6 protein-coding genes are annotated in these 7667 nt (G+C 61.8%); all 6 read left to right on the top strand.

Annotated features, from left to right (window positions below; translation table 11 throughout):
• Window positions 1-1650 (top strand): hypothetical protein (locus tag ACFCU0_RS15245; RefSeq protein ID WP_434974540.1); only part of this gene is annotated, 1650 nt, incomplete at its 5' end.
• Between the two features lie 167 nt (window positions 1651-1817).
• Entirely contained in the window at window positions 1818-2231 is a 414-nt protein-coding gene (gene msrB / locus ACFCU0_RS15240) for a peptide-methionine (R)-S-oxide reductase MsrB (protein WP_434974539.1), read from the top strand.
• Entirely contained in the window at window positions 2224-2601 is a 378-nt protein-coding gene (locus ACFCU0_RS15235) for a CHY zinc finger protein (RefSeq protein WP_434974538.1), read from the top strand. Before msrB ends, ACFCU0_RS15235 begins: the two co-directional genes overlap by 8 nt.
• A gap of 66 nt (window positions 2602-2667) precedes the next feature.
• Window positions 2668-2856 carry a YegP family protein gene (locus ACFCU0_RS15230; RefSeq protein ID WP_434974537.1) on the top strand — a complete coding sequence of 63 codons (189 nt, stop codon included), beginning with the start codon at window positions 2668-2670 and terminating at the stop codon, window positions 2854-2856.
• A gap of 180 nt (window positions 2857-3036) precedes the next feature.
• Window positions 3037-4938: an alpha-amylase family glycosyl hydrolase gene (locus tag ACFCU0_RS15225; RefSeq protein ID WP_434974536.1), complete on the top strand. Its 1902-nt coding sequence runs from the start codon at window positions 3037-3039 to the stop codon at window positions 4936-4938.
• Between the two features lie 175 nt (window positions 4939-5113).
• A partial coding sequence (locus tag ACFCU0_RS15220) for a zinc-dependent metalloprotease (RefSeq protein ID WP_434974535.1) occupies window positions 5114-7667 on the top strand: 2554 nt, incomplete at its 3' end.

The raw sequence follows: 7667 nt of genomic DNA, 5'->3' as shown, positions 1-7667 counted from the left end.
ATCGTCCCCATCATCTTCTCGCTGGTCTTTGTCGGGATCGGCCTGAGTGTGATGTTCTTTTTCCCGGCCGGGTCATCCAGTGCGAGCATGTTCGAGCAGTACATGCCGTACATCCTCGGAGGCATATTCGTGATGGTCGGCGCGGGATCGCTGCTGAACGCACTTCGAAGCGGCTCGCGCAGGAATGAGGTCGAACGGTTATTGGAGAGGCATGCGGATGCCCCGTGGAAGGTGCGGCCGGAGTGGCGCGACGCCGAGATCGTGTCCCACGGCACGCTGGACCGCGGATTTATGTTTTTCGCACTCCTCTGGAATGCGCTGACGTGGCCGATTGCCTACTTCGTTCTGTTCGAAGCCGGCGGCATCAACGAGGGAGGGGCCGTTTTGCTCGTGATGATTTTCCCCCTGATCGGCCTCGGCATGGTAGGGAAGGTTGTGTTTGAGTACCTGCGCATGCAGAAGTTTGGGAATACGCTACTCACGCTCGAAACGATGCCGGGCCGGCTGGGCGAACGGCTGTCGGGTGTCCTGGAGACCGGCGTAGCCGCAGACGAGGCACCGGAGGAGGGGTTCGTCGTCCGCGTCAGCTGCTATCGGCAGTACGTCCGCTACACACGGGACTCGGATGGGGATCGGAAGAAGAAGGTGGAGCGCGACCTGCTCTGGCGCGACGAGGATCGGCTCACCGGCCAGGCGTACGGGGGCGGCGCACACCTGAGCGTGCCCTTCACGTTCGACCTTCCATACGACATGCCGCCGTCGACCGCTGCCAAGGTGGAGACGCGGAAGCTCTGGGAAATCGCGGTCGACGGAGACGTGCCGGGAATCGATTTCAGCGACACCATCGAGATCCCCGTCTTTCCCCCGGAAGACGATCCCGGCAGGCCGCCCGGGCCGGGTTCCAGCAACAGCGCGAGGACTGCGTCTCGGCGTACCGACTCCGCACCTGCGGACGGAGATGGTGCACCGTCCGTGGATTCCTCCGTCCCGGACGCCGCCGAACAGATCGACGCCTCCCAGCCGTTCGAAGACGAGTGGGACTTCGATGAACCCATCACGGACGGCATCCGAATAGAGGACCGGCCCGGCTCGTTCGAGCTGCACTTCGCGTCCTCCCGCAACCGCGGTCAGTCACTGATTCTTGGCGCGATCGGGCTCGCCATGTTCGTCGGCGGCCTGTTTCTCTTCGGCGCCTCGTTCCTCTTTGCCATCATTATGGTCGGCCTGGGTGGACTCATGGTCTACGGGTCGATCCAGCAACTCACCAATGATACCGTCGTGCGCATTGAGAACGGTCAGATCGAAGTTACGCACGACGGCATGGGCATGCCGGAGGATGTGTCGTTTCCGGTGGAAGCGCTGGAGCGTGTCCTGGTCCGCGTCGACGGACAGAGCGAGAACGCAAGCTACGGGCTGTTTCTCGTGGCCGCTGAAACGGCGGACCTGGCGAACCTCAAGGCGAAAGCAAAGAAAGCAGACGACGTTCTTTCGAACCTCGGGGTTCAGGGAGACAACCCGGCACGGCAGCAGATGGCCGACGGAATGGAGCAGCCCCACGTTCGGGTGACCGGCAATCTGACGGACAAGGCGGAGGCCGACTGGCTCGCGCATCGGATTGAAGAGGCCGCTACCCGGGAAGCCTCCTTCTGACACCCTGCTATCGGTGGGATATGGTCCCCATGGGAGAAGCGGAGATGTCGTTACACGTTTGCGCGCGATGGAACGTCAGCGCTCGCATTTAGGTCTACGTTCCTGCAACGCCGGATGCGCTGTGCTGGCATTCGGCACCGGTGCGTTTCATAGACTGACTCTCGATCATGGCCAACACGCCGCATGCCCGCGACACCAACGATCTACGTCAACGGCTCACCGACGAGCAATACCACGTCACGCAGGAAGCCGGTACGGAGCGCGCATTTTCCGGCAAATACTGGGATCATAAAGGCGACGGAATGTACGCGTGCGTCGTATGTGGCACCACCCTGTTCGATTCCGACACAAAGTTTGAGTCGGGAAGCGGTTGGCCGAGCTTCTACGACGTCGTTGAGCAGGGGAATGTCGAACTGAGGGAGGACAACAGTCACGGCATGCAGCGCACCGAGGTCGTATGCGGTGACTGCGGCGCGCACCTCGGGCATCTCTTCAACGACGGGCCGAACCCAACAGGCAAACGCTACTGCATCAACTCCGCCGCTCTCGACTTCGACACGCGCGACGATCAGGATGAGTAAGGCGACAGCCGACGCGGACGACAACCTTGCGCGCGCTGTTGTGCATGGGACTCCGGTTTACGGCATCGCCGTGGGCCCCGAAACCCGGTGTGAGCACTACGACGGGAAAACGGACGTCATCGCCATCCGGTTTGCGTGCTGCAACCGATTCTACCCGTGTCACGCCTGTCACGACGCGATCGCGGACCACGACGCGACGGTCTGGCCGCGCGAGGCATTCGATGAGCCGGCCGTGCTGTGCGGGGTGTGCGGTACGGTTCTCTCCATCAACACGTACCTGCAGGCCGAATCCGCATGCCCCAACTGCGGCGCTGCGTTTAATCCCGGCTGTGAGCAGCATCATGCCCTGTATTTTGAGCCGCTTGCTTGATCCTTCTTCGCGGCGGACGTAGATTCTTGAAACCGCATATATCCACACACATCACGCCCGATAACCATGCCCTATCGGTTTGAGATCTACAAGGACAAGTCGGACGAATTCCGATTCCGTTTTAAGGCACCGAACGGACAGACCATGTTCAGCGGCGGCCAGGGGTATTCCAGCAAGAGCTCCTTGAAGAAGTCCATCACGTCCATCCAGAAAAACGTCGCTGACGCCGACATCGTCGAGGAGTCCACAGATTGACTCCCGAGGGTCCCGGAATTCCTTGGACGCCGTTCTCCTGTTTGGGGGGGACGGCGTTTTTTTGGTTCACCGTTCCACGAACGCATGTGGACAGTGGCGAAGCGAGCGAAATTCCATAAACTCTGTCCCGGCGCCTGCGTTATCGGTACTCCGCGTACCGAGACCGGACCCGATCCTCGCATGTCGCATCGACGCTCGTGGTATTTGCTCCTGCTAATTCTTCTGATGCTGCCGGTTCACGCCGCCGCGCAGGTGCCCGCGGTCGACCGTGTGGACCCGGGCAACTGGTGGGCCGGGATGAACTGGGACGAGGTGCAGTTGATGATGTACGGGAGCCACCTCGATGCGGTGACCGCGCATGCACCGCATGACGGACTCCAGGTGACGGCCGTCCACTCGGTGCCGAACGACAGCTATGCCTTCGTCGACGTGCAATTCGCACATGACCTGACGCCGGGCACATACGATATCGTCGTGTCGTCCTCCGCGGGTGCTGACACCATTGCGTACCCGGTGCACGAGCGAACGGTGGGAGCGGACGGGCCGCAGGGCTTCGGGCCGGACGATGTCGTTTACCTGCTCACGCCGGATCGCTTCGCCAACGGGGATCCGTCCAACGACCGGGTCGAGGGCTTACGTGACGAGTACGACCGGTCCGACCCGGGAATGCGCCACGGCGGCGACCTTCAGGGCATCATCGACCGGCTTGACGCGCTCGAAGAGCTCGGGGTCACGACGCTCTGGTTGACGCCCATTCTCGAGAATCGGGGCCGAAACAGCTACCACGGCTACGCCGCCACGGATCTGTACCGGGTAGATCCACGCTTCGGCACCAACGACACGTACCGACGACTGGTCGATGAGGCGCACGAGCGCGGGTTGAAGGTTATCTACGATCACGTCAGCAATCACATCGGGATCGAGCACCCGTGGATTGGCAATCTGCCCAGGGAGAGCTGGTTGAACGGGAGCGTAGAGGATCACCACTCAGAGAAGCACTACAAGATGTCGGTGGCCGATCCGCATGCCGATCCGGAGCAGAAAGAGCTCCTGCGAACCTTCTGGTTCGTAGATGCGATGCCGGACCTGAACCAGGAGGACCCGTTCGTGGCCAACTACCTGATTCAGAACATGATCTGGTGGGTCGAGACGACGGGTCTTGACGGCATCCGCGAAGACACTTACCCCTATGCGGATCCGGAATTCCTGTCCGAGTGGGCGGAAGCACTTCAGGCTGAGTATCCGAACCTGTCGATCGTCGGCGAGGTCTGGGACACCGCCCCCGCATACACCGCCATGTACCAGTCGGGGAGCAAGCTGTCGACCGGTGTGGAAACGCATCTGCCGTCCGTAATGGACTTTGCGCTGTCGACGGCGCTGCGGGATTACGTTCAGGGGAACGACGGCCTCGCCGCGGTCTACCAGGTGCTCGCGCAGGACTTCCTGTACGGGGACCCGATGAATGTGATGACGCTGGTGGACAATCACGATATGCCCCGCGTCGCCTATCTCGCGGAGGGGGATACGGCCCGCGTTCGTCAGGTGCTGACCATGCTGTTCACGTTGCGCGGCATCCCGCAGATGCTGTACGGGACCGAGATCGGGATGGTGGGCGGCGCCTCACACGTCGAGTTGCGAGCGGACTACCCCGGAGGATTTCCCGGCGATACGCGCGATGCGTTCACGCGGCAGGGGCGTACCGATGCAGAAAACGCGCGCTACGATTTCGTTCAGTCGCTCCTCACCCTGCGGGCCGAGCACCCCGCCCTCCGGCGAGGCCGGCTTGTTCAGTATCCGCCCACGTATGGTGAGCCGGTGTACACGTATCGCCGTGTGCACGGGGAGGAGGAGTTTCTCATCATTATCAACGGGTCGGACACCGCACGCGACGTCGGGCTTGAGGAAGAGCTTAACCACCACTCAGTGCCGATCGAATTGATCGATGCACGGACCGGGCAGCGTATGAATCAGGCGTCCGACGCCGATGCGGACGGTGACGGCGCCGCGCCCGGACAGACGCACACGATTCGCGTCGATGGCTATGGCGCCCTGGTGTTGCAGGTGGTCCCGGCGGATGCATGACCGGCGCCACCGTGTAACGAGCGGGCGCCGCGCCGTGTAACCGCGCAACCGCTGCCGCCGTACGTACACGTGTCCGGCGCGATTGCCCGTTCAACGTGGGTGTCCGCGGAGACGCCGGACCCCGTCCCCGGTCATCGGGAGGCGGTATCGTTCCATTCGTTCAGAACCAGATCCTATGCGCATTCTCAAACCTATCGTCGGCGTCGTCCTCGCGGCGCTCGTTTTCGCAGGATGTAGTTCGTCGGCACCGACGGCTACCTCCTCAGCTTCATCCTCTGCGGAGGCGTCGTCCACGGACGGCGACTTTCAAAAAGCCGTCGAGAAGAGCGAGAAGATGGAAGGCCTCTTTACCGTCTACCGCGACACAACGGACGGGAGTCTCCACGTTGCAATTCGTGAGGACCAGTTGGACGAGGAGTTTATCTACTTCACGCACACGCTCAACGGGGTCGTTCAAGCGGGCCACTTCGAGGGTGCGTACCGCGACAACGCCGTCTTTACGGTTGAGCGGCACTACGATCGCATCGAATTCGTCGAGCAAAACACCAACTTCCACTTCGACGAGGAAAGCCGCCTCGCACGAAGCGCCGGAGCGAACGTCAGTCCGTCTGTACTGCATGCGGAGAACATTGTCGCCCGCGACAAGGAGAACGATCTTATCCTCATCAAGGCAGATGACCTGTTCCTGACAGAGGCGCTCCATCAGGTGCGTCCGTCGCCGAACCCGAAGGCTCCCCCGACCGCGTTTAAGCTCGGACGGCAGGACAAGGGCAAGTCCAAGATCCGGTCGGTGCACAACTACCCCGAGAATACGGACGTCGTCGTTGATTACGTCTTTCATAATGCGCGGCCGCTAAACGGAGGGAGCGAGGCTGTAACGGATGCGCGCAACGTGACCATCACGCTCCGGCACAGTCTGATCCAGATGCCGGATAACGACTACCAGCCCCGCTTCGCCGACCCGCGCGTGGGGTATTTTGCGTCGCAAAAGGACGACCTGACGTCGCCAAGCGCAACGCCGTACCATGACCTCATTCATCGCTGGCATCTGGAGAAAAAGAATCCGGACGCGGAGATCTCCGAGCCGGTCGAACCGATCGTCTGGTGGATCGAGAATACGACGCCCGACGAGGTACGCGATGCTGTCCGCGATGGCGTTCTGGCTTGGAATGCGGCGTTTGAAGAGGCAGGCTTCCGCAACGCAATCGAAGTCAAGGTGCAGCCGGATACGGCGTCCTGGGATGCCGGGGACATCCGCTACAACGTGCTTCGCTGGACGTCGTCGCCCGACCCGGTCTTCGGCGGATACGGCCCCAGCTTCGTGAATCCACGGACCGGCCAGATCCTGGGTGCCGACGTGATGCTGGAGTACGTTTTCCTCACCAACCGTGTCGACTACAACAAGCTGTTTGAGGCGGGCACCGCATCGGATGACCGGTTCAAGACCGGATGGTCCAACGGGCCGGCAACATGCTCGATCGGCACGTTCCTCCACACGAACAATATGTTCGGTCGGACCGCTGTGCGCGCGCTGTCCGGCGCCGCGGCCGATGAAGGGGCGAGCGGCCTCGACGGGGAAGTGACGCAGCTACTGGAGGAAAGCGTGTACTATCTCGCGCTGCACGAGGTGGGGCACACCCTCGGCCTTATGCACAACATGAAGGCCAGCCAGCTGCACGACGCTGAGAGCGTCCACCAGGAGTCCATGACCCGGGAGACCGGGCTGACCGCTTCCGTAATGGACTATCCCGCCATCAATGTGGCGCCTCCAGGTACGGACCAGGGCCAGTACTACACGACCGTGCCCGGTCCCTACGACGTGTGGGCGATCGAATACGGCTACACCACCGATGAGGACGCGATCGACGAGATCCTGGCCCGGTCGACAGAGCCCGAGCTTGCGTTTGGCAACGACGCCGACGACATGCGCTCGCCCGGCAAGGCGATCGACCCCCACGTGATGATCGGCGACATGTCGAATGAAGCGATCGACTATGCCGATGCACGGATCGAATTGATCGAGTCACTCGAGTCCGACCTGGTTCAGAAGTACGCCGATGCAGGTCAGTCGTGGCAGGGACTGCGCGACGCGTTCGCCGTGCTGATGAACAACCGGGAGAACAAGATGGAAGTGGTCTCTCGGTACGTCGGCGGTGTCTACGTCGACCGCGGTCTGATCGGCCAGGAAGGATCCGAGGCGCCGTACACGCCGGTCGCGACGGAGGATCAGAAGCGCGCTGTGGAGATTCTGAGCGAGCACCTCTTCGCGCCGGATGCGTTCGCTGCGTCCGCCGAGCTGTTCCGCCACCTGCAGCCGCAGCGCCGCGGGTTCGAGTTCTTCGGCGAAAGCGAAGATCCGAAGATCCACGAGATGGCACGGAAGGTACAGGGTGTTGTGCTCGCCCACTTGCTCCACCCGAACACGCTGGAGCGAATCACGGATACGCGCCTTTACGGCAACGGCTACCCGCTGATCGACTACATGGACGAACTGACGGACGCCGTATTCGAAGCGGATGCTAGCAGCAACGTAAACACCTTCCGCCAGAACCTGCAGCTTGCCTATGCGCAGGGACTGGCCGGCGTGCTTACGGACGAAGGGCGAAAGATGTACGATCCGATCGCTCAAACCGCGGCTCTGCACAGCCTCAATCGCATTGAGGATCTGATCGGCAACCGTCGCGGCGTGAACACCGAAACGCGTGCTCACACACAGCACATCCTGCTGA

The sequence above is a fragment of the Longibacter sp. genome (assembly GCF_051155795.1).
Classification (GTDB): domain Bacteria; phylum Bacteroidota; class Rhodothermia; order Rhodothermales; family Salinibacteraceae; genus Longibacter.
Note: the sequence above shows the minus strand (reverse complement) of the source record. Positions and strands in the feature narration are given on the sequence as shown.

Bases quoted from the DNA above. Each gene is read 5' to 3' on its own strand.
- msrB (WP_434974539.1), top strand. From the start codon at position 1,818: ATGGCCAACACGCCGCATGCCCGCGACACCAACGATCTACGTCAACGG.
- ACFCU0_RS15225 (WP_434974536.1), top strand. From the start codon at position 3,037: ATGTCGCATCGACGCTCGTGGTATTTGCTCCTGCTAATTCTTCTGATG.
- ACFCU0_RS15230 (WP_434974537.1), top strand. From the start codon at position 2,668: ATGCCCTATCGGTTTGAGATCTACAAGGACAAGTCGGACGAATTCCGA.
- ACFCU0_RS15235 (WP_434974538.1), top strand. From the start codon at position 2,224: ATGAGTAAGGCGACAGCCGACGCGGACGACAACCTTGCGCGCGCTGTT.